Genomic DNA, 21521 nt, shown 5'->3' on the forward strand with positions numbered 1-21521 from the left:
GAAAAGGATTAGCCCTCGGCGGCCGCGACGAAAGGAAGCGACTTCCTATTGAATTTTCATGGGAAATCGATGCCGGTGGCGGCAATCCCCGCACGCCGCGGAACAGTCCCTAATCCCGCAGCCCCCGCGCAATGGCATCAATGATCGCGCCAATCCTGCCGGGCACGAACCGGCGTGACGGATGAATGGCGTGGATCGGCAGTACCAGTTTCCGCCAGTCGGCGAGAACTTCCACGAGCCTGCCATTCGCTATGTCTTCCGCTACGAGATCCACCGGGACGTAGATGACGCCTGCTCCGGCAAGTGCTGCCGTCCGCAACGCCTCTCCATTGTCGATCTCGATGTTGCCGCGAACACCCACCGTGAAACTCTCTCGGCCCTCTGTCTCGAATGGCCATTCGTCGCGGGGAACGAGATTGAGGTTGAGGATGCAGCGGCCGAGGCGAAGATCCTCGGGCCTCTCCGGCCCGGCAAATCTATCGAGATATGCCGGAGACGCGCAGCAGACGAAATGATAGCTGCCGACGCGCCGCGCGATAAGCGACGAGGGCTTCAATTCGCCGATCCGGATCGCCAGATCATAGCCTTCGGCCACCAAGTCGACATTGCGGTCGCTGAGATTGAGCTCGACCGAAAGTGCAGGATGCCGCTCCGCGAGTTCGGCCATCACGGGCGCAAGCCGCTTGATTCCCAATGTCGTCGGTGTGCTTAGACGCAGGCGTCCCGACATGGCCTCTGCATCAGGGCGAGAGATATCGTTGAGTTCCTCCAGCTCGTCGATGATTCTGTTTGCCTTGACGAGGAAGCGGGACCCGACCTCGGTCAGCCGCTGCGTGCGCGTCGTGCGTTCGATCAGCTTGACCCCATACTCCTGCTCCAGCGCCTGAATACGCCTGCCGACCATAGCAGGCGAAATGCCGAGCCGCTTCGCCGCTCCGGCAAAGCTTCCCGATGTCGCGGCGGCAATGAGGGTCTGCAAGTTCAAGAGATCGGGCATTCGATACTTTTATGCAACTCTGTTATTGGAAGCAATGCAATTAACGATGGAATGTTTCGGATGTATCCCTGTGACCATCGCATCGGAAACAGGAGACAGAACGATGAAGACTGCAATTATCGGCATCGGAAACATGGGCAAGGGCCTGGCCACACGCCTTGCCGGGAAGACTGAGCTGATCGTCGCGGCACGCAACGATCGGGCCGCGCGCGGCCTTGCCGAAAGCCTTGGCGTTGAAAGCGCCACCATTGCAGAGGCGATCGCCGCTGCGGGGATCGTCATCCTCGCCGTTCCCTATGCCAGTGCTCTTGAGATCGCCGCCTCGCCATCGCTCTCGGGCAAGATCGTCGTTGACATCAGCAATCCTCTGAAGCCCGATTTCTCCGGTCTGCTCTTCGGTCACGAGACTTCCGCCGCCGACAAAATCCAGAATGCCGCGGCCGGCGCCAAGGTGGTCAAGGCCTTCAACACCATCTTCGCCGAGCTCTTCAACGCGTCCCGCGATGCCACGGCCAACGTGCCGGTATTTGTCGCCGGAAATGACGAAGATGCGGTGGAAAAGGTTTCCAGACTGGTCGTCGACGCAGGATTTGCCGTCGAAAAAACCGGGGGCCTGGACGCTGCCAAGCTCCTGGAACCGCTGGGCATGCTCAATATCCGCCTCGGCTACGGGCTCGGCCGCGGAACCGCCATCGCCCCGGCCTGGATGAACATCGCCGCCTGAGGTCTCTCATCGATCGGCAGGACCGACATCCCGTCCGTGAGGGCGGGATGTTTTATTGCCCAGACAAAAACTCGCCAACTCCGCCATTTCCATACTGTCGCCCGTATCCGATTGATGTATGGAGGGAGCTCAAAAGACGTGCACGGAGGCGGCGATGGATCACCCGGAAAAATCGAAGACAGAAAAGAACCTGACGAGCGGCGATCTCGACGAGCAGGCGCTTTTCTTCCACCGCTATCCCCGCCCCGGCAAGCTGGAGATCCAGGCGACCAAGCCGCTCGGCAACCAGCGCGACCTGGCGCTCGCCTATTCGCCCGGCGTTGCCGCCCCTTGTCTTGCCATCCGCGACAATCCCGAAATGGCGGCAGAATATACCTCGCGCGCCAATCTCGTCGCCGTTATCTCCAACGGCACCGCCGTGCTTGGCCTCGGCAATATCGGCCCGCTTGCCTCCAAACCTGTTATGGAGGGCAAGGCGGTGCTCTTCAAGAAATTCGCCGGCATCGACGTCTTCGATATCGAGATCGACGCCGCAGGCGTCGACCAGATGGTCTCGACCATCGCCTCGCTGGAGCCGACCTTCGGCGGCATCAACCTCGAGGACATCAAGGCGCCGGAATGTTTCGAGGTCGAGCGGCGCCTGCGCGAGAAGATGAAGATCCCCGTCTTCCACGACGATCAGCACGGCACGGCGATCATCGTCGCCGCCGCGATCCTGAACGGGCTGGAACTCGCCGGTAAGAACATCGCCGACATCAAGATCGTCGCCTCCGGCGCGGGTGCCGCCGCCCTTGCCTGCCTCAACCTGCTTGTCATTCTCGGGGCAAAACGCGAAAACATCTGGGTCCACGATCTCGAAGGCCTCGTCTATGAGGGCCGCATCGAGCTGATGGACGAATGGAAATCCATCTATGCCCAGAAGAGCGAGACGCGTACGCTGGCCGAAAATATCGGCGGCGCCGACGTCTTCCTCGGCCTTTCCGCCGCCGGCGTACTGAAGCCGGAGCTGCTGGCGCAGATGGCCGACAAGCCGTTGATCATGGCGCTTGCCAATCCGACTCCGGAGATCATGCCGGATCTCGCCCGTGCTGCCCGCCCCGATGCGATGATCTGCACCGGCCGCTCGGATTTCGCCAACCAGGTCAACAACGTCCTCTGCTTCCCTTATATCTTCCGCGGCGCGCTCGATTGCGGCGCCGAGACGATCAATGAGGAGATGAAGATGGCGGCCGTGCGCGCCATCGCAGCCCTTGCCCGCGAAGAGCCGTCGGACGTCGCCGCCCGCGCCTATTCCGGCGAGACCCCGGTCTTCGGCCCCGATTACCTGATCCCCTCGCCCTTCGATCCGCGCCTGATCCTGCGCATCGCGCCTGCGGTCGCCAAGGCCGCTGAACAGAGCGGCGTGGCGCGCCGCCCGATCCAGGATTTCGACGCCTATCTCGACCAGTTGAACCGCTTCGTCTTCCGTTCCGGCTTCGTCATGAAGCCGATCTTCACCGCCGCCAAGGCCGCTGAGCGCAAGCGCGTCATCTTCTCCGAAGGCGAGGACGAACGCGTACTGCGCGCCGCCCAGGTGCTGCTCGAGGAAGGCCTTGCCGAACCGATCCTGATCGGCCGCCCGCAAGTCATCGAGACGCGCCTGAAGCGCTACGGCCTGCGCATCCGGCCGCTGCAGGATTTCGAAGTCATCAACCCGGAAGACGATCCGCGCTTCCGTGAATATGTCGATCTCTATTTCTCCCTCGTCGGCCGTCGCGGCGTCATCCCGGAAGCCGCCCGCACGATCGTGCGCACCAACACCACCGTCATCGGCGCGCTGGCGCTGAGGCGCGGCGAGGCCGATGCGCTGATCTGCGGCCTGGAAGGCCGTTACGAGAAGCATCTGCGCGACGTCCGCCTGATCATCGGCAAGCGCAAGGATGTCCGCGACTTCTCAGCCCTCAGCCTGATGATCTCGCAGCGCGGCGCCACCTTCTTCACCGACACCTATGTCACCTTCAATCCGACCGCCGAGGAGGTCGCCGAGGCGACGGTGCTGGCGGCCGAGGAAATCCGCCGTTTCGGCCTCACCCCGCGCGCCGCCCTGGTCTCGCATTCCAATTTCGGCTCGCGTGAATCCGAAAGCGCCACGAAGATGCGCAACGCCCTGCAGCTCGTGCGCGAAGCCGCGCCCGACCTCGAGGTCGACGGTGAGATGCACGGCGAAAGCGCCATCACTGAAGCGTTGCGCAAGCGCGTCATGCCGGACACGACCCTGCACGACGAGGCGAACCTCCTGGTCTTCCCGAACCTCGATGCCGCCAACATCACGCTCGGTGTGGTGAAGTCGATGACGGACGGCCTGCATGTTGGGCCGATCCTGCTCGGCACCGCCCTGCCCGCCCACATTCTCGCCCCCTCGGTCACCTCCCGTGGCGTCGTCAATATGGCGGCACTCGCTGTCGTCGAGGCATCGCAGCCGGCGTGAGCCGACTCAGACTCCCGACAAAGTCGGCCAACTCCTCTTTCGTCATGCTCGGGCTTGTCCCGAGCATCTGCAGCCGGTTGATATCAAGCAGATATCAATCACCCCGTAACGACAGGCGTCCTCTATCCGCAAGCGCATCCGCGCGTTCGTTACCGGCAATGCCGGCATGGCCCTTGCACCAGGCAATGGTCACCAGGGCGTTCTGGGATAGTCGAAGATCGACTGCTTTCCAGAGTTCCGCATTGACGATCGTTCGGTTTCGGGCATTCCCATTGGGGTTGCCTTTCCTCCAGCCGTTGTTCCTCTATATATGCCGCCGGCTGTTGCAGCCTTTAACGGCATAGACGGAATCGGACCAGATGGTCGCGGGCTCGCCGCTTGTATCGCTGTTGATCCAGATTGCCGCCTTGAGGACGGCGGTCAATTCCATCGAATTATTGGCGGAGTCTTCGACGCCACCGAAGCCAGAGGCAATTTCCGCGGCATCACGATAAGCGACGAATGCCCAGCCCCCGTGCCCGGAACCGGGTTCATAGCAACCGTCCACGAAGACGTGGAGGCCGTGTTGGGCTTCGGGTATCCCGACTGTCGCTGCAGGGGAGCGGAGCTCGTTGGAAATGTCTGTCATTTTCGCCGTCCTTCTCGCCTTGGCCGCGCCCGCCGAAGTGGCTGGCCGATACCGTGCCCGCGGTCGCCTGTAAACCCAACCGGCGCCGCAAGCGCGGCATTGGCCAGTCGTGCCGGATCCTGATGTCGCGCAACAGCTTGCCGATATGCTGGCGAACGAGAAGAAGAATCAAGCGCCGGAAAATTGAAAGAAGGAGGTCCCGCTTTTGGCGGCACAGCAGATTCCCCGACAGAGGGACCACCCGCATTTGCTGGATAAAATCGCGAAAATGCGCTAGGAATATCTCCAAGCTTATTAAGAGAAACACGCTAAGAGACAACGCGCGGCTATCGAGGCCGCAATCGACCGATCGATTCTTTGCTCATTCCGGGACGACGCCGTGAAACGCCGAAACCTGTCTCTTGCCCTCCTCCTTGCCTTCGCAGCGCCCGCCGCGGCGCAGACAACTACTATCTGTGAGGATCTGCGCGGTCGCTTGGCCGACCTGCCGCGGTCGATCGGCAATAACAACGGCCCGGAAGTGCGCCAATATGCCAGCGCCATGGCCGAGCAGAACCTCGAGCTGCGCAAGGTCCGCAACGAGCTGCGCGGCAACGGCTGCACCTCGGGCAGCATGGTCGTCATCGGCGGCGAGAATGCCGATTATTGCGCCGAGCTCTCGCAGTCCGAAGCCCGCATGATCGACAACATCCGCTATCTCCAGGACCGCCGCGACGAGCTGGCCGGCCAGAACGGCGCCGATGACGGCGCGCGGCGCGAACTGATTGCCGCTCTCGAGCGCAATGGCTGCAACAGCGAAAACTTCTATGCCCCGAGCGATCGCAGCGCCAACGAACCGGCTCCGAGCGTCGAGGAACAGGCGATGCGCACCGATACCTTCATTCCGCTCGGCGGCGGTGACGAGGTCGATCCGCGTTACGGCGTGCCGCGGGCCGAGATGCTATCTCCGGTCAGCACCATGTGCGTGCGCAGCTGCGACGGCGGCTTCTTCCCGATCAGCTCGAACGCCACGTCGGTCGATTTCGGCCGCGACGCCCAGACCTGCGCCAAGATGTGCCCGGGCATCGAGACCGAACTATTCTATCGTGACGTGACGAGCACCGAAGCCTCGAACATGATCTCGGTCGCAACGGGCACGCCCTACAGCGCCATGAAAAATGCCTTTGCCTACAAGAACCGCACGCCCGGGGAAAAATCCTCCTGCGCCTGCAATCTCACCGCCTATTATGAGGAGATGCGCTCCAAGCAGGCGGTGAGCGAACCGCCGCAGCAGGGCTCCATCACCACCATCCGCACCAATCCCCCGGCGAAGGATGCCGCCGCGCCGCAACCATCCGTTCCCGAGCGCCCCTACGATCCCACGCAGAACCGCGTCCGTCAGGTCGGCCCGCAGTTTCTGGCCGGCGATCAGGGCTCGATCGACCTCGCCAATCCGGCAACGCCTGGCCCGCAGCCACAACAGCAGTGATATCAAATCATGCCACCCAAAACTGCGCAGCGGTTTTGGGACTACGACATGCATCTTCGATGCGACGCGCTTGATTTAGGGCTCGCTCCGTCCCCATCCATCATGAAAGACGAGTTCATCGAGCGGCAGCCGCTGCCGCCAGCCTTTGACGGAGAGTTCCGGCTCGTCATAGAGCCGATCGACGAAACCGGCACAGAGCCAGGCGACCACCTCGATATGCTCGGGTATGCCGAGAATGCTCTTCAGGTCGCCTTCATGAAAGATGCTGACCCAGCCGATGCCGACCCCTTCCGCCCGCGCCGCAAGCCAGAGGTTCTGGATGGCGCAGACTGTGGAATAGCTATCCATCCTCGGATTGTGCGTGCGCCCCAACACTACGCTGCCACTGCGCGTGGGATCGCAGGTCACGCATATGCCGAGCGGCGCCTCGACAATGCCTTCGAGCTTGAGCGAGCGGTAGGCCTGCCGCCGTTCCCCTTCGAACATCAGCGCCGCCTCCTCATTGGCCCTCGCAAAAGCATCCCGGACGCGCGCCTGCACGGTTGCGCTTTTCACCAGAATGAAATTCCACGGCTGCATGAAGCCGACTGAGGGCGCGTGGTGGGCGGCCGTCAGCAGCCGCTGCACAAGTTCGTCCGGCAAGGGATCGGGCAGGAACTGGCTGCGGACGTCCCGCCGCGTCATGATCGCATGATAGACGGCCTCGCGTTCGGCCAAAGAAAAACCGGACGCCACCGAAAGGGCATCCTCATCAAAGGGTCGCATCGTCAAATCCCCAACAACGCAACCGCCCCGCCGTCCGCGCGGATCGGTCTATCTTGCCAGGCCGGTCTTCTGACTGGGCGTCATTCGTCTGCCGCAGCCTTCCCGGCAAGAAGCCAGTGGCGTGATGAAGCGGCAAACGTCGGCCTTACAGCGTTGGGCACGTTCCGGCTTTGCACCGGATTCCCGATTCTCCCGCCTTACCGGCGGGCACCTGACGGCGCATCTATTTCAGGAAAGCGCGGCTGCGGCAAGGCGGCCCGCATGACGCCGCCGATACGCTGCATGCGACATCGATTTCATGGACAGAGGCGCATTGCTGCCTTAGAAACAAACCGATCCTGACCGACGCCCATGGCGCCGCACTTTTTCTCTTTGCATTTCGGTTGCCCGTGCCCCGCCTCACGCCCATGATCCTTGCGGTCGCCCTGTTCATGGAACAGATGGATTCCACCGTGATCGCCACCAGCCTGCCGGCAATCGCCGCCGATATCGGTACCTCGCCGATCGCGCTGAAGCTTGCCGTCACGAGTTATCTCGTGGCGCTGGCGATCTTCATCCCGATCAGCGGCTGGATGTCCGATCGTTTCGGCGCGCGCAACATTTTCCGCATGGCGATCTTCGTTTTCATGATCGGCTCGATCGCCTGCGCCTTTTCCAACTCGATCACAGCCTTCGTCGTCTCGCGCCTGATTCAGGGCGCCGGCGGCTCGATGATGACGCCGGTCAGCCGCTTGCTGCTGGTCCGGGGAACACCGCGCCACGAACTCGTCGATGCCATGGCCTGGCTCACCATCCCCGCCCTGATCGGCCCGATCATGGGTCCGCCGATCGGCGGTTTCCTCACCACCTACCTCACCTGGCACTGGATCTTCTGGATCAACGTCCCGATCGGCGTGCTCGGCATCATCCTCGTCACCCGTTTCCTGCCGGCGGTCGAGCCGCGCAGTCCGCGGCCGATGGACTTCCCCGGCTTCTGCCTTTGCGGCATAGGCTTCTCCGGCTTCGTCTTCGGCCTGTCGGTGATCAGCCTGCCGGCCGTGCCCGTCATCTACGGTTATGCCACGGTTGCAATCGGCATCCTTGCCGGCCTCCTCTATCTCCTGCATGCCCGCCGCGCACCCAATCCGCTTCTCGACCCGAAGATGTTCCGTTACCCGATGTTCCGGGCGGCGATCCTCGGCGCCTCGAATTTCCGCATGGGGCTCGGCGCCCTGCCCTTCCTGATGCCATTGATGCTGCAGCTCGGCTTCGGCCTGACGCCGCTGCAATCGGGCTCGGTCACCTTCGTCAGCGCGCTCGGCTCCATGGGCTCGAAATTCGCCGCCTCGCGCACCTTCAAGGCGTTCGGCTTCCGCACCGTCATATCAATCACCACTTTGCTGGCGGCGATCTTCCTCGGCATCAACGGCCTTTTCACCGCCGAGACGCCGCTGTTCCTGATCATGGCCTGCCTGCTGATCGGCGGCCTGTTCCGCTCCATGGCTTTCTCGGGCGTCAACGCCATGGCCTTCGGCGATGTCGACGACGCCGACAGCAGCCAGGCAACCGCGATCAATGCCGTTGCCCAGCGTATCTCCATGGCGATGGGTGTGGCGATCGCCGGCGGCATCCTCGAAATTTCGAGCAGCTTTCACGACGGCAGGCTGCTGGTCTCGGATTTCCACGTCGCCTTCTTCAGCGTCTCGGCGATTTCGGCGCTGGCCTGTATCACCTTCCTGCGCCTGCCGCGCGATGCCGGGGCGGAACTGACGGCGCGTGGCCGCAAGCGCCGGCACGCCGAGCCCGAAGAGGCCGTGGCGGAAAATAGCTGATCGAGACAGATCTGCCTGGCGCGATGGAAGCATTCCTCACCCGCCGGTTCGCAAGACTCGGCGCCGGCAGACGCCAGGGTGAAATGACCCGCGTGTACCCCAGCACCCCATTCTACTTTATGATTTATTCACACATCAAATACACACTGCGTTTGCGCGTTTTGGGTCGCAATTCGGACATGGGCATGAGGGCTCGTGATGTGATCGTCAGCGTCGATGCCCGTATTGATACGCCAGTCGGGAACATGTCCGACTGAGCCGCAATTCTAGGCCGCCGCGGAATGTTCCAATTTTTGAAGACGATGCCTCTGACCGCCAAGCTGGCGGCGATTATCGTTGCCGTGAACCTCTGCGGCATTTCCGCTTTCGCCACCTATACCTGGATGTACGAAACCCGGGCCTTGATCGATGGCGCCAAGGCGAACTGGTCCAAGGATGCCGAGCAATTTGCATCTCTGGCAGCGGGCGGCGTGAAATGGGGGAAGGCGAACGCCGTTCGAGAGGCTTATTCGCTCTATCGCGACGACCCCTCGCTCGATCTCGTGCAGTTTGCCGCATTCAACGCTGAACCTGCCGCCGTCGATACCTGGGCGCGCGATGGCGTTAGTGGGTTGCCCGCACCAACCGATCTGGCGAAGAGCCTCAGCGCGAAACCGGAAAAGACCACCATCGATGACGGTAGAATATCTGCCGGCGTCGTGACGATCATCGCGCCGCTCCCGCTGGATAAGTCGGGCAAGGCCACCGGTTACATCGTCACGAACTGGTCCGTCGAAAAAATCGCTTCCGAAGTCAGGCAGAAAGTTCTCATTTCGCTGCTCACGCAGTCCGCGATCACCGCCATGGCCGTCGTTGCCTTCCTTCTCGCCATGCGCAGCCTGGTCGGCCGGCCCATCAGGGTGATCAGCGAACGGATCAGCGCGCTGCAGAAAGGCGATCTGGTCTCACCCGTCACCTACAGGGAAAACGGCGATGAAATCGGCTTTCTGGCGCGGGCCCTGGAAGTTTTCCGCCACGAGGCGATTGCCAAGGTCGAAAGAGAGCAGGCCGCCGCCGAGCAGAGTGCTTCGCTCGACGCCGAGCGGGCGCGCAACGCAATGTTGACGGAAGAGGCCAGCAACACGCAGCGGCTGGTGATGCACGCTCTTGAAAATGCCTTGGAACAGCTCGCCGCGGGCGACTTTTCGATACATCTGGCCGATGTCGGTCCTGAATTCGATAAATTGCGGCAGGATTTCAACAACATGGTCGATGCGGTCGCAGCCGCTCTGACAGAGATCAAGACCGCCTCCGTGGCTGTCGAAACCGGCTCGAGCGAGCTGGCGACCTCCGCGGATCAGCTCGCAAGACGGACCGAGCAACAGGCAGCAGCATTGGAACAGACCGCTGCGGCACTGGACGAGGTGACCACCACTGTCAGAACATCGTCGCAACGGGCTGAAAATGCCGGGCAGTTGGTCGAGGAGACAAAGCGGAGCGCCCATGTCTCGGCGACGGTGGTGCGCGATGCGATCGGCGCGATGGACCGGATTCAAACCTCGTCAAGCCAGATCGGCCGCATTATCGGCGTCATCGACGAAATCGCCTTCCAGACGAACCTGCTGGCGCTGAACGCCGGTGTCGAGGCGGCGCGCGCCGGCGAGGCCGGCAAGGGTTTTGCGGTCGTTGCGCAGGAAGTGCGTGAACTCGCCCAGCGGTCGGCAAATGCCGCAAAGGAAATCAAGAACCTGATCAACGTATCCGGCCAGGAAGTTGCCGCGGGCGTCGGGCTGGTGAACGAAACCGGTGACGCACTCCTGAAGATCGAGGAACAGATCAACCGCATCAGCGATAGCATCGCTTCCATCGTCCAATCCTATCGCGAACAGGCGACGGGTCTGCAGGAAATCAACAGTGCGATCAACCAGATGGATCAGACGACACAGCAGAACGCGGCAATGGTCGAGGAAACCAACGCGGCCTGCCACGAACTGCTGTCGCAAGGACGCCTTCTGCAGGACTCGGCCGGCAGGTTCGTCGTCGGTGCGTCTACCGCCAGCCAGCCCAAACCCGTTCAAGCCGCCCGCCAAGCTCGTCCCGAGCCCAGAGCCTTCGCGCAGCGTCATGCAGGAAGTGCCGCCGTTGCCGCTGCTCCCGGTGCCTGGGAGGAGTTCTGACGTCGTCTGCATCCGATAAGCCTTAGTTCTCAGCAACCTATAATCAGGAAGGAAACGCTTATGAAGAAAATCGTGCCCGCATTTCTTTTGGCCTGCACCGCATTTGCCATGCCCATGGGCGTATCCATGGCGCAGGATGCCAAGCTTGCCCCGATCTCCGACTACGTGACAAGCGATGTAAAGCCCTGGCTTAACGACCCTGCCATCATCGAGGCTATCAAGGCGCAGAACGCTACCAACGCCAATCTCAGTGCGGCAGATATCGACGCCCTCGACAAGAAGTGGCGTGCCGAAGTCGATGGCTCAGACCACTCGATGATCGACGGCGTGCTCAACAATGCACTGTCGAAATTCCTTCAGGGAAAGAAGGAGGCTTCCGGCGGCAAGATCACGGAAATCTTCGTCATGGATGCAAAAGGCCTGAATGTCGGTCAAAGCGACACCACATCGGATTACTGGCAGGGCGACGAGGCCAAGTTCCAGAAGTCCTTCGGCGCCGGCAAGGACGCCGTCTTCGTCGATGAGATCGAAAAGGATGAATCGACCCAGACGCTGCAGTCGCAGGCAAGCGTCACGATTTCAGACGACAAGGGCACGCCGATCGGCGCCATCACCGTCGGTGTCAACGTCGACGCCCTCTGATATCAGGAACCGCGCTTAGTTCGTAAAGCAGTGCAAATGCATGGCGCCCAAAAGCATAGGCGATATGCATAAACAACGACTTGGAGCACGTCGCATAAGACAGATCGAATGCGACGTGCTTTGTGGGTCCCCGGGTGTATCTTCCACAAGAGCGCCCGATTTTCAGACAGAAAATTCTACGTGACAACGCCTGGGCGTGACGCTACATACGCGCCATGTCGATCACATCAATCAACGCCTCGCGATTTTATTGGTACCGCTGCTCACAGCGGATGCGGGTCCATGCGTAACTGAATTCGACGCGACGACAACCCGAACAGCCGCTAGTCTACCTGGCGGCTTTTTTGTTCCGCCGGTATGACCAAACAGGAGCCATACCGTGTCTGATACCATTGACGATCTGCGTATCGTCGAAATCACCCCGCTGACCAAACCCGCCGATATCATCGCGGAAATTCACCGCAATGTTGCTGTCACAGACACCGTGACCAGCAACCGTGATGCGATCCATAAGATTCTCCAGGGCGAGGACGATCGCCTGATCGTCGTCATCGGCCCCTGCTCCATCCATGACCCCGTTGCCGCCAGGGAATATGCCGAACGGCTGGCGGAACAGCGCCGCCGCTTCGCCGGCGATCTCGAGATCGTCATGCGCGTCTACTTCGAAAAGCCCCGCACGACCGTCGGCTGGAAGGGCCTCATCAACGATCCGCATCTCGACGGCAGCTACCGCATCGAGGAAGGGTTGAGGATTGCGAGACGCCTGCTGCTCGATATCAATGCCATGGGTCTTCCGGCCGGCGTCGAATTCCTCGACACGATCACGCCGCAGTACATCGCCGACCTCGTCAGCTGGGGCGCGATCGGCGCGCGCACCACCGAAAGCCAGATCCATCGGCAGCTCGCCTCCGGCCTCTCCTGCCCGATCGGCTTCAAGAACGGCACCGATGGCGGCGTTCGCGTCGCGCTCGACGCCATCCTCGCCGCCTCGCAGCCGCATCACTTCCCGGCCGTGACCAAGGATGGACAGGCGGCAATTGCCTCGACGACAGGCAATGAGGATTGCCACATCATCCTGCGCGGCGGCAAACGGCCCAACTATGAAGCGGCCGACGTCGAAGCGGTCACCGGTGAAGCCGTCAAGCTCGGCGTCGCCCCGCGCATCCTCATCGATGCCAGCCACGCCAACAGCGGCAAGGATCCGATGAACCAGCCGCTCGTCGTCAAATCCGTGGCCGCGCAGATCGCCGCCGGAAACGGCGACATCAAGGGCATGATGATCGAAAGCAACCTCGTCGCCGGCCGCCAGGACCTCGTTCCCGGCAAGCCGCTGGTCTACGGCCAGTCCATCACCGATGGCTGCATCGACTGGGATATGTCGGTCGCCGTGCTGGAAGACCTGGCGACATCCGCCCGCGAGCGGCGCCGGACCCGCGTTTAGTCGGCCGGAAAATAGCGGACATAGGCGAATTCTTTGCCATCAGGAGACCAGCAGGGCACGTTGATCGTGCCCTGCCCTCCAAAGAGCTCGAACAGCGTCTTCAGATTGCCGCCGTCCATGTCCATCAGCCGCAGCCGCACGTCGAGATCGCGCGGATGGTCGAACACCGAAGGGTCATAGGACAGGATCAGCACCTTGTCATTCGTAGGCGACGGATGGGCGAACCAATTGCCCTGATTGTCCGAGGTCACCTGCTCGAGCCCGGTGCCATCGGGATGGATGCGCCAGATCTGCATCAGCCCGGTGCGGCTGGAATTGAAATAGATCCATTGGCCGTCGGCGGAATAATCCGGTCCGTCATTGCGGCCCTCGCCATGCGTCAGCCGCGTTTCGGCGCCGCCATCGACGGAGATGGTGTAGATATCGAAGAGGTCGTCGCGGATGCCACAATAGGCAAGCTGGCGCCCGTCCGGCGACCAGCCATGCCAGTAGGATGGCAGGTTCTGGGTGATAAGCCGCGGCGTGCCGCCTTCGATCGGCAGGACATAGATCGCGGACTTGCCGAATTCGGTCTTGTCGGAGATGACAATCTCAGTCCCATCAGGCGAAATGCCGTGATCATTGTTGCAGTTGACGGCAAAGCCTGTATCGACCTTGACCACTTTGCCGCCATCGAGCGGCAGGCGATAGAGCAGCCCGTCGCCGTTCAACAGAAGGTAGGAACCATCCGGCGAAAAGTTCGGGGCCTCCACCAGCCTGTCCGTCTGCCAGACCTCGCGGGCCCTGCCCGTCCCGACATTGTAGATCTCAACCGAGCTGCGCATGTTTCCTCCCGAAAATCCTACTGCACCGCGCGTCTTTCAGACGCGTAAAGGACGCTGGAACACTTTGAATTGCCGCCGTCAGCGATCTCGATTGCGTCAGCGATCCCTGAAGCGGTTGGTGATCGGATAACGCCGGTCGCGGCCAAAGTTCTTCTTGGTGATCTTAACACCCGGCGCCGATTGCCGGCGCTTGTATTCGGCGAGATAGAGCAGATGCTCGACCCGGTGGACGGTCGCCACGTCATGGCCGCGCGCGACGATCTCTTCGACCGCCATCTCCTTCTCGACAAGGCATTCGAGAATATCGTCGAGCACGGGATAGGGCGGCAGCGAATCCTGGTCCTTCTGGTCGGGACGCAGCTCGGCCGAGGGCGCCTTGTCGATGATATTCTGCGGGATCACCTCGCCGGAAGGTCCCAGCGCATCCGGCGGCACGTTTTCGTTGCGCCAGCGGGAAAGCGCATAGACCTGCATCTTATAGAGGTCCTTGATCGGATTGAAGCCGCCGTTCATATCGCCGTAAAGCGTGGCGTAACCGACGGACATTTCCGACTTATTACCCGTCGTCACCACCATCGAGCCGAACTTGTTGGAGATCGCCATCAAGATGACGCCGCGCGCCCGGCTCTGCAGGTTCTCCTCGGTGATGCCGCTGTCGGTGCCCTCGAAGAGATCGGAGAGCGCGCTGCTGAAGCCCATCACCGGCTGCTCGATCGGCACGATGTCGTAGCGGCAGCCGAGCGCCTTGGCGCAATCGGCCGCATCCTTCAGCGAATCCTCGGAAGTATAGCGGTAGGGCAGCATGACGGTGCGCACCCGCTCCTCGCCCAGCGCATCGACAGCAATCGCCGCGCAGATCGCCGAGTCGATGCCGCCGGAAAGGCCGAGCACCACGGTTTTGAAGCCGTTCTTGTTGACGTAATCGCGAAAGCCGAGCAGGCAGGCGCGATAATCGGCCTCCTCGCTTTCAGGGATATGCGCCATCGGCCCTTCGGCGCAGTGCCAACCGTTTTCGCCGCGCTTCCATGTCGTCACCGCGAGCGCCGTCTCGAACTGGCTCATCTGGAAGGCCAGCGACTTGTCGGCATTGAAGGCGAAGCTCGCCCCGTCGAAGACAAGTTCGTCCTGGCCGCCGAGCTGCGCGGCATAGATCAGCGGCAGGCCGGTCTCGATCACCTGCTTTAGCACCACCTGGTGGCGGATATCGACCTTGTCGCGATAATAGGGCGAACCGTTCGGCGATAGCAGGATTTCAGCCCCGCTTTCGGCCAGCGTCTCGCAGACGCCGAGATCGCCCCAGATATCCTCGCAGATCGGAATGCCGATGCGCACGCCGCGGAAATTCACCGGCCCCGGCATGGCGCCCTGGTCGAAGACGCGCTTCTCGTCGAACTCGCCGTAATTCGGCAGGTCAATCTTGTCGCGCACCGCAATCACCTTGCCGCCGTCGAGCACGGCGACGGAATTGTAGCGACCGGTCTCGTCCTGCCGGGGAAAGCCGATGATGACGCCCGGCCCGCCATCGGCGGTGTCGGCCGCCAAGCTCTCGACCGCCTTCCAGCAGGTACGGATGAAGGCGGGCTTCAGCACCAGATCTTCAGGCGGATAGCCGGAGATGAAAAGCTCGGTCAGGACGAACAGATGCGCGCCCTCCCGTCCCGCGTCAATACGCGCCTCGCGCGCCTTGGCGAGATTGCCGGCGACATCGCCGACCGTCGGGTTGAGCTGGCCGATGGCGATGCGGAAAATATCAGAAAGGGCGTTTTCCTGTGTCATGTCATTTATTTAGCCTGCACCTTTCGCGACCGCAACATGTTGGCGCCAAAAGCGACGCTTGGCGGTGACGAAATTTTTATGAACGGATTGCGCATCGCGCCGCGTGGCACCGATACGCATTGCAATTTACCGGCGGAGCGGAATACTGGCGCCGAAGTGATAACCGGCATCGGAAACAGGCCATGTATAATCTTTCGAATTTCGTGCATCTTCATTTCGACAAGCCGGCCGATGAACTCGGCGACATCGAAAAGCGCGTGCTGGCGAAAACGCACGCGCGCAAGATCATCTCGACCGACGTCAATGCCGCCTTCTCGGCCGAGGCCTCCTTCGGCGAACGTGTCGCCGACAGCATCGCCCGCATCGGCGGCTCTTGGTCCTTCATCATCGCCTTCTTCGTTTTCCTCATCGCCTGGACTGTCATCAACACCATCATTCTGATGACCGGCGCCTTCGACCCCTATCCCTTCGTCTTCCTGAACCTGATCCTGTCGATGCTCGCCGCCATCCAGGCGCCGATCATCATGATGTCGCAGAACCGCCAGGCCGAGCGTGACCGCTTCGAGGCCGCCAAGGATTACGAGGTCAATCTTAAGGCCGAGCTCGAAGTACTCTCCCTGCACCAGAAGATCGACATGCACGTACTGACCGAGTTGACGGGGCTGCGCGAGGACGTGGCCCGCCTCAGCGCCGCGCTTGCCGCCAGAAGCTGAGGCAGCGCTTATTGCGCGACGATCAGCCGCCCGGACCGGCAAACAGGATGAGATTTCCGTCCGGATCTAGCACGATGAAGTTTCTGGCGCCCCACGGCTCCTTCCTGAGGGGCTGATGGAAGGATACGCCTGCGGCCTGGAAATCCAGGAACAGGCGCTTGATCTCGTCTGATGTATCGACGGTGATCGAGGCTGAAAGCAGATGCTCCCGTTGCCTGATATCGCCGACGAACACGGGCTCGCATACCAGCCTCAGAGCGAGTTGAGCATTGTCGCGGATGACCTGTCCGTAAAACGGCGGGTCGCCATAGACGAAGTCGACCCTGAAGCCGAGCTTGCCGGTGAAGAATTCGCACGACGCCTTGATATCGGTGACGAACAACTGCGCGGATAGCGAACTCAGGATGGCTTGTGGTGCGGGCTGTTTTTTCGGATCTGTCATGGCTGCGGCTCCTGTCTTGAGCGCCTGCCATCCCTCGAAACCCATTTGACGTGCGATCAGGTCCTGCGCGTCGCTAAGCTTGAAGCGCGCCTCCAGCACCTGGCTGTCATCGAGATGACGGAAACGCGGCAACGCAGCTCTGATCTCGGCTGCAACCGGATAGTATCTTTCGCGGTGCCATCGCAAATACTGCTTGGCCTGCTTTTTGAGGTTTTCGAGATTCGGCATGGGCGCAACTGTTGATACATTGTAGGCGGGCATTGCCCTTTCGACATTCGACGAAGCGCCCTACGCAGCACGGTAAACCTAGCCTCGGCGATCAACCCTTGTCAATCACGGGGCCAGCGAGGATGACGAGGGGGGATTCCCGTCATATTGCGGTAGGCCATCTGATATTTCGTAGAAATCGCCCTTGTCGGCGCAGTAGATATGATGGCCGAAGGCAAGGCCGCTCGGCGTGTCAAAGGCGCCGGCCATGACCGAAATCTCCGCCGATCCGTCCGCCTGCCAGAACAGCGCGGAGCCGCAATTCGAGCAGAAGCCGCGCTGCGCCTCTTCGCTCGACCGGTACCAGCGGACCGCCTCGGTGCCATCAACCGAAAGAGCCGCGCGGGCCACGTTGACCGCGGCGTAATAAAACCCGGTCTGCCGGCGGCACTGCGAGCAATGGCAGCCGACGACAGGCCCTGGCTTCGCCGTCGTTGAAAATCGCACGGCGCCGCAAAGGCAGCCACCTGTATGCCGTTCGGTCATGGTCGCCCTCCCGTTTATGACGGGACGTTGCCGCCGATCGCCCGCGGCGTCAAATCCATTCCGTTCAACGAAATCATCAGAAATCTTGAAAATTGCCGGCCTTATGCATGCTTGGCACCTGTTGCTCGACGACAACAGCCGCCAACCTCATCTCATCCCGGCATTGAATCGCCGGCTGTTGTCGGCGATACTGCAGGTCAAATTTATTCAACCCCCGGGAGACTGACATGAGAGCGACCCTGTCCGAACAGAAAGGAAACATCCCCCACAAGGACATTCAGCTTCATGAACATTCGGTTCTCCCGCGCGAGGAAAAACTCGCGACGCCATAACCCCTTCCTGAAATTCTTCCGCGACGATGCGAATGCCGCCGACCGCGAGCGGCGCTGGTCGCGTATGCGCAAATTCCTCTCCTACTATCGTCCGCACCTGCCTTTGCTGCTGGCGGATCTGCTTTGCGCCATCCTGGTGGCCGGCACGGCGGTCGCCCTGCCGCTCTGCGCCAACATCGTCACGAGCCGCCTTCTGGCTCTGCCCGACGCGCCGCAGGCCTTCGCACACATCCTTGCCATGGGCGGCGTCATGCTGGCCGTTCTGGCGGTCCAGATCGTCGCCATCTTTTTCGTCGATTATCGCGGCCATGTGATGGGTGCGCGCATCGAAGCGACGGTGCGGCAGGAACTCTTCGAGCACTGCCAGAAGCTCTCGTTCAGCTTCTACGACCGCCAGCGCACCGGCCAGCTGATGAGCCGCATCACCAATGACAGTCTGTGGCTGGGCGAGCTCTTTCATCATGGCCCCGAGGATCTTTCCATCGCCGTACTCAAATACGGCGGCGCCATGCTGGTACTGTTCTTCATCGATCCGCCATTGGCGGCTCTCATCCTGCTGCTCACACCGGCGGCGGTCGCCTATGCGCTCTATTTCAACCGGCGCATGAACCGCGCGCTCGAAGCCAGCAAGCGGCAGATCGCCGCCGTCAACGAGCGGGTGGAGGACGCTCTTGCGGGCATCCGCGTCGTCCAGTCCTTTGCCAACGAGGCGCTGGAGAAGGAACGCTTCGCCGAGCAGAACCGGCGCTTCCTGCAAAGCCGCGCCGAGGGCTATCGGAGCGAAGCCTGGTTTTCGGTCGGCACCGAAACCTTCGCCCAGCTCGTCACCATATTGGTGATTATCGTCGGCGGCCTGCGCATCCTGGCGGCGGAACTGACCGTGCCTGATATGCTGACCTTCCTGCTCTGCATCGCCGTGCTGGTCGATCCCGTGCAGCGGCTGGCGAATTTCGTGCGCCTCTGGCAGGAGGGTTATACCGGCTTCGTCAGGGCCATGGAGATCCTGGAGATCGCTCCCGATATCACCGATCGGCCGGCGGCGCGGCCGATGCCGGCACCAAGGGGCGAGATCAGCTTTTCCAACGTCGCCTTCGGTTACGAGGCCGATGGCCCGCGGGTGCTCGAGCAGCTGTCGCTCACCATCGCTCCCGGGGAGTTCGTCGCCCTGGTCGGCCCGTCAGGGGTCGGCAAGAGCACGCTTTGCGCGCTGATACCGCGCTTCTACGATGTCGTGGCCGGGGCGATCCGGATCGATGGCATCGACATCCGCGATGTGACGCTGGCCTCGCTCCGGCGCCATGTCGGGGTGGTGCAGCAGGATGTCTACCTGTTTGCCGGTACGGTGGCGGAAAACCTGCGCTACGGCCGGCCCGACGCCAGCGATGCCGAGCTGGAAGTGGCCGCGCGCGCCGCCAATGCGCACGACTTCATCATCGCCCTGCCACATGGCTATGACACCGATATCGGCCAACGCGGCGTCAAGCTCTCGGGCGGCCAACGCCAACGCATCACCATCGCCCGCGCCTTCCTCAAGAATCCGGAGATCCTGATCTTCGACGAAGCGACCAGCGCGCTCGACAACGAGAGCGAACGGGCGGTGCAGCAGGCGCTGCTCAGCCTGGCGAACGGCCGAACAACCCTGGTCATCGCCCACCGTCTGTCCACCGTCCGCCATGCCGACCGCATCCTGGTCCTGACGGCCGATGGTATTGTCGAACAGGGCACACATGACGAGCTCATGGCGCAAGACGGCGTCTACGCCAATCTGCACAGCGTTCAGGCCAGCATCTGAGCGGCTGGGTGCGGGTGCACGATAACAAAAGCCCGGCGGTCCGCCGGGCTGCTAACAAGTCGACCAACTCCTCTTTCGTCATGCTCGGGCTTGTCCCGAGCATCTGCAGCCGGCACAGCAGATCTTCGGCACAAGGCCGAGAATGACGTCGAGAAAAGAGCGAGGCCTGTCAATAAAAAGCCCGGCGAACCGGGCTTTTCTTCATTCATTTTAGGCTGATCTCAGCCGTTCGCGACCATGCGCTTTTCGTCGCGGCCGCCCTTCATGCGCTCGGCAAGCAGGAAGGCCAGCTCGAGCGCCTGGTCGGCGTTGAGGCGCGGATCGCAATGGGTGTGGTAGCGGTCCTGCAGGTCTTCTGCAGAGACCGCGCGGGCGCCGCCGGTGCACTCGGTCACGTCCTTGCCGGTCATCTCGATATGGATGCCGCCGGGATGAGAGCCTTCGGCGCGGTGGATCTGGAAGAAGCTTTCGACTTCCGACAGGATCCGCTCGAAGGGACGGGTCTTGTAGTTGTTGAGCGTGATCGTGTTGCCGTGCATCGGATCGCAGGACCAAACGACCTTGCGGCCCTCGCGCTCGACGGCGCGAATGAGCTTCGGCAGGCTGTCGGCGACCTTTTCGTGGCCGAAGCGGCAGATCAGCGTCAGGCGCCCGGCCTCGTTGGCAGGATTCAGGATGTCGATCAGTTGCAGCAGGTCGTCAGCCTGCAGCGACGGGCCGCATTTCAGGCCGATCGGGTTCTTGATGCCGCGGCAATATTCGACATGCGCATGGTCGGCCTGGCGCGTACGGTCGCCGATCCAGATCATGTGGCCCGACGTTGCATACCAGTCGCCCGACGTGGAATCGACGCGGGTCAGCGCCTCCTCATAGCCGAGCAGCAGCGCCTCGTGGCTGGTGAAGAAATCGGTCTCGCGCAGCGCCGGCTGGTTTTCCGAGGTGATCCCGATCGCCTTCATGAAATCCATGGTTTCGCTGATGCGATCGGCAAGCTTGCGGTAGCGCTCGCCCTGCGGGCTGTCCTTGACGAAGCCGAGCATCCACTGATGCACGTTTTCGAGATTGGCGTAGCCGCCCATCGCAAAGGCGCGCAGAAGGTTCAGCGTCGCGGCCGACTGGCGGTAGGCCATGGCCTGGCGTTCCGGGTTCGGAATGCGCGACTCCTCGGTGAATTCGATGCCGTTGATGATGTCGCCGCGATAGGCCGGCAGCGTCACGTCGCCCTGCTTCTCGACATTCGACGAACGCGGCTTGGCGAACTGGCCGGCAATGCGACCAACCTTCACGACCGGCAGCTGCGCGCCAAAAGTCAGCACGACGGCCATCTGCAGGAAGGCGCGGAAGAAGTCGCGGATATTGTCGGCGCCGTGCTCGGCGAAGCTCTCGGCGCAGTCGCCGCCCTGCAGCAGGAAGCCGTTGCCTTCGGCGACATTGGCGAGATGTTTCTTCAGGCGGCGCGCCTCACCTGCAAAGACAAGCGGCGGATAGCTGGCAAGCGTGGCTTCCGTTGCCGCCAAAGCGGCTGCGTCGGGATATTCGGGAACCTGCAGGATCGGTTTTTGCCGCCAGCTACTCGGGGTCCAATTCTCTGCCATCTCACTCACCTGTTCTCACATCCATACCTCAGGATGCCCTCAATATGCGGCGGCTTATAGACCTTTAGGTCAGGCTTGCAAAGACCAATCGCCGACAGTTGTCGCCTCACTACCGCCGCCCCGCCGTTGTCTGGTTAAACCCGCATATACCATGTCGATTTCCCCATATTTTAGACTTTCAATGTAGAACCGCAA

16 protein-coding genes, 1 pseudogene and 1 riboswitch are annotated in these 21521 nt (G+C 61.7%); of the genes and pseudogenes, 9 read left to right on the plus strand and 8 right to left on the minus strand.

Features of this window, described 5'->3' with window-relative positions; all coding sequences use genetic code 11:
- Positions 1–109: 109 nt before the first annotated feature.
- The gene (locus J3P73_RS13620; protein ID WP_075225831.1) at positions 110–997 is read right to left on the minus strand and encodes a LysR family transcriptional regulator; all 888 of its coding nucleotides are present in this window, start codon (positions 995–997) and stop codon (positions 110–112) included.
- Positions 998–1100: 103 nt separating this feature from the next.
- Here J3P73_RS13620 and J3P73_RS13625 point away from each other — a divergent pair, with 103 nt between their 5' ends.
- Complete coding sequence (locus tag J3P73_RS13625) at positions 1101–1721, plus strand: NADPH-dependent F420 reductase (RefSeq protein WP_130688274.1); 621 nt, start codon at positions 1101–1103, stop codon at positions 1719–1721.
- Between the two features lie 154 nt (positions 1722–1875).
- Positions 1876–4188, plus strand: a complete 2313-nt coding sequence (locus J3P73_RS13630) for an NADP-dependent malic enzyme (RefSeq protein ID WP_064648276.1) — start codon at positions 1876–1878, stop codon at positions 4186–4188.
- Positions 4189–4282: 94 nt separating this feature from the next.
- Here the strand turns inward: J3P73_RS13630 and J3P73_RS13635 are convergent.
- Positions 4283–4816 (minus strand): annotated as a pseudogene (locus tag J3P73_RS13635) (ribonuclease H family protein).
- A gap of 379 nt (positions 4817–5195) precedes the next feature.
- Here J3P73_RS13635 and J3P73_RS13640 point away from each other — a divergent pair.
- Complete coding sequence (locus J3P73_RS13640; RefSeq protein WP_075225835.1) at positions 5196–6284, plus strand: DUF2865 domain-containing protein; 1089 nt, start codon at positions 5196–5198, stop codon at positions 6282–6284.
- A 75-nt stretch (positions 6285–6359) separates the two neighbouring features.
- Here J3P73_RS13640 and bluB read toward each other — a convergent pair whose 3' ends face one another.
- Positions 6360–7049 carry a 5,6-dimethylbenzimidazole synthase gene (gene bluB, locus J3P73_RS13645; RefSeq protein ID WP_075225836.1) on the minus strand — a complete coding sequence of 230 codons (690 nt, stop codon included), beginning with the start codon at positions 7047–7049 and terminating at the stop codon, positions 6360–6362.
- Positions 7050–7091: 42 nt separating this feature from the next.
- Positions 7092–7279, minus strand: a riboswitch (cobalamin riboswitch).
- Positions 7280–7456: 177 nt separating this feature from the next.
- Here bluB and J3P73_RS13650 point away from each other — a divergent pair.
- The 4 genes from J3P73_RS13650 (at position 7457) to J3P73_RS13665 (ending at position 13099) form a co-directional block, all read left to right on the plus strand.
- Positions 7457–8860 carry a DHA2 family efflux MFS transporter permease subunit gene (locus J3P73_RS13650; protein ID WP_075225842.1) on the plus strand — a complete coding sequence of 468 codons (1404 nt, stop codon included), beginning with the start codon at positions 7457–7459 and terminating at the stop codon, positions 8858–8860.
- A 281-nt stretch (positions 8861–9141) separates the two neighbouring features.
- Positions 9142–11016, plus strand: a complete 1875-nt coding sequence (locus J3P73_RS13655) for a HAMP domain-containing methyl-accepting chemotaxis protein (RefSeq protein WP_130688277.1) — start codon at positions 9142–9144, stop codon at positions 11014–11016.
- Positions 11017–11076: 60 nt separating this feature from the next.
- Positions 11077–11658 carry a cache domain-containing protein gene (locus J3P73_RS13660; protein WP_130688278.1) on the plus strand — a complete coding sequence of 194 codons (582 nt, stop codon included), beginning with the start codon at positions 11077–11079 and terminating at the stop codon, positions 11656–11658.
- Between the two features lie 379 nt (positions 11659–12037).
- Positions 12038–13099: a 3-deoxy-7-phosphoheptulonate synthase gene (locus J3P73_RS13665; RefSeq protein ID WP_024321865.1), complete on the plus strand. Its 1062-nt coding sequence runs from the start codon at positions 12038–12040 to the stop codon at positions 13097–13099.
- Here J3P73_RS13665 and J3P73_RS13670 read toward each other — a convergent pair.
- Both J3P73_RS13670 and J3P73_RS13675 read right to left on the minus strand, forming a co-directional pair.
- Positions 13096–13923, minus strand: coding sequence for a TolB family protein (locus J3P73_RS13670; protein WP_130691892.1), 828 nt, complete (start codon positions 13921–13923; stop codon positions 13096–13098). The two genes, J3P73_RS13665 and J3P73_RS13670, sit on opposite strands and share 4 nt — an antisense overlap.
- Positions 13924–14019: 96 nt before the next feature.
- Positions 14020–15699 carry an NAD+ synthase gene (locus tag J3P73_RS13675; RefSeq protein ID WP_130664692.1) on the minus strand — a complete coding sequence of 560 codons (1680 nt, stop codon included), beginning with the start codon at positions 15697–15699 and terminating at the stop codon, positions 14020–14022.
- Positions 15700–15881: 182 nt separating this feature from the next.
- Between J3P73_RS13675 and J3P73_RS13680 the strand changes: the two genes are divergently transcribed.
- Positions 15882–16412, plus strand: coding sequence for a DUF1003 domain-containing protein (locus tag J3P73_RS13680; RefSeq protein ID WP_130691894.1), 531 nt, complete (start codon positions 15882–15884; stop codon positions 16410–16412).
- 22 nt (positions 16413–16434) lie between these two features.
- On the opposite strand, the gene J3P73_RS13685 is transcribed toward J3P73_RS13680, so the two are convergent.
- Both J3P73_RS13685 and J3P73_RS13690 read right to left on the minus strand, forming a co-directional pair.
- Positions 16435–17082 carry a VOC family protein gene (locus J3P73_RS13685; RefSeq protein WP_105008164.1) on the minus strand — a complete coding sequence of 216 codons (648 nt, stop codon included), beginning with the start codon at positions 17080–17082 and terminating at the stop codon, positions 16435–16437.
- Positions 17083–17187: 105 nt separating this feature from the next.
- On the minus strand, positions 17188–17607 hold the full coding sequence (locus J3P73_RS13690; RefSeq protein WP_018072340.1) for a GFA family protein: 420 nt from the start codon (positions 17605–17607) through the stop codon (positions 17188–17190).
- Positions 17608–17892: 285 nt separating this feature from the next.
- On the opposite strand from J3P73_RS13690, the gene J3P73_RS13695 reads away from it, so the two are divergent.
- On the plus strand, positions 17893–19731 hold the full coding sequence (locus tag J3P73_RS13695) for an ABC transporter ATP-binding protein (protein WP_130691898.1): 1839 nt from the start codon (positions 17893–17895) through the stop codon (positions 19729–19731).
- A 221-nt stretch (positions 19732–19952) separates the two neighbouring features.
- Here J3P73_RS13695 and J3P73_RS13700 read toward each other — a convergent pair whose 3' ends face one another.
- Positions 19953–21326, minus strand: a complete 1374-nt coding sequence (locus J3P73_RS13700; protein WP_018072343.1) for a class II 3-deoxy-7-phosphoheptulonate synthase — start codon at positions 21324–21326, stop codon at positions 19953–19955.
- Positions 21327–21521: the final 195 nt, after the last annotated feature.

Origin of the sequence: Rhizobium ruizarguesonis (assembly GCF_017357285.1) — a bacterium.
Taxonomy (GTDB): domain Bacteria; phylum Pseudomonadota; class Alphaproteobacteria; order Rhizobiales; family Rhizobiaceae; genus Rhizobium; species Rhizobium ruizarguesonis.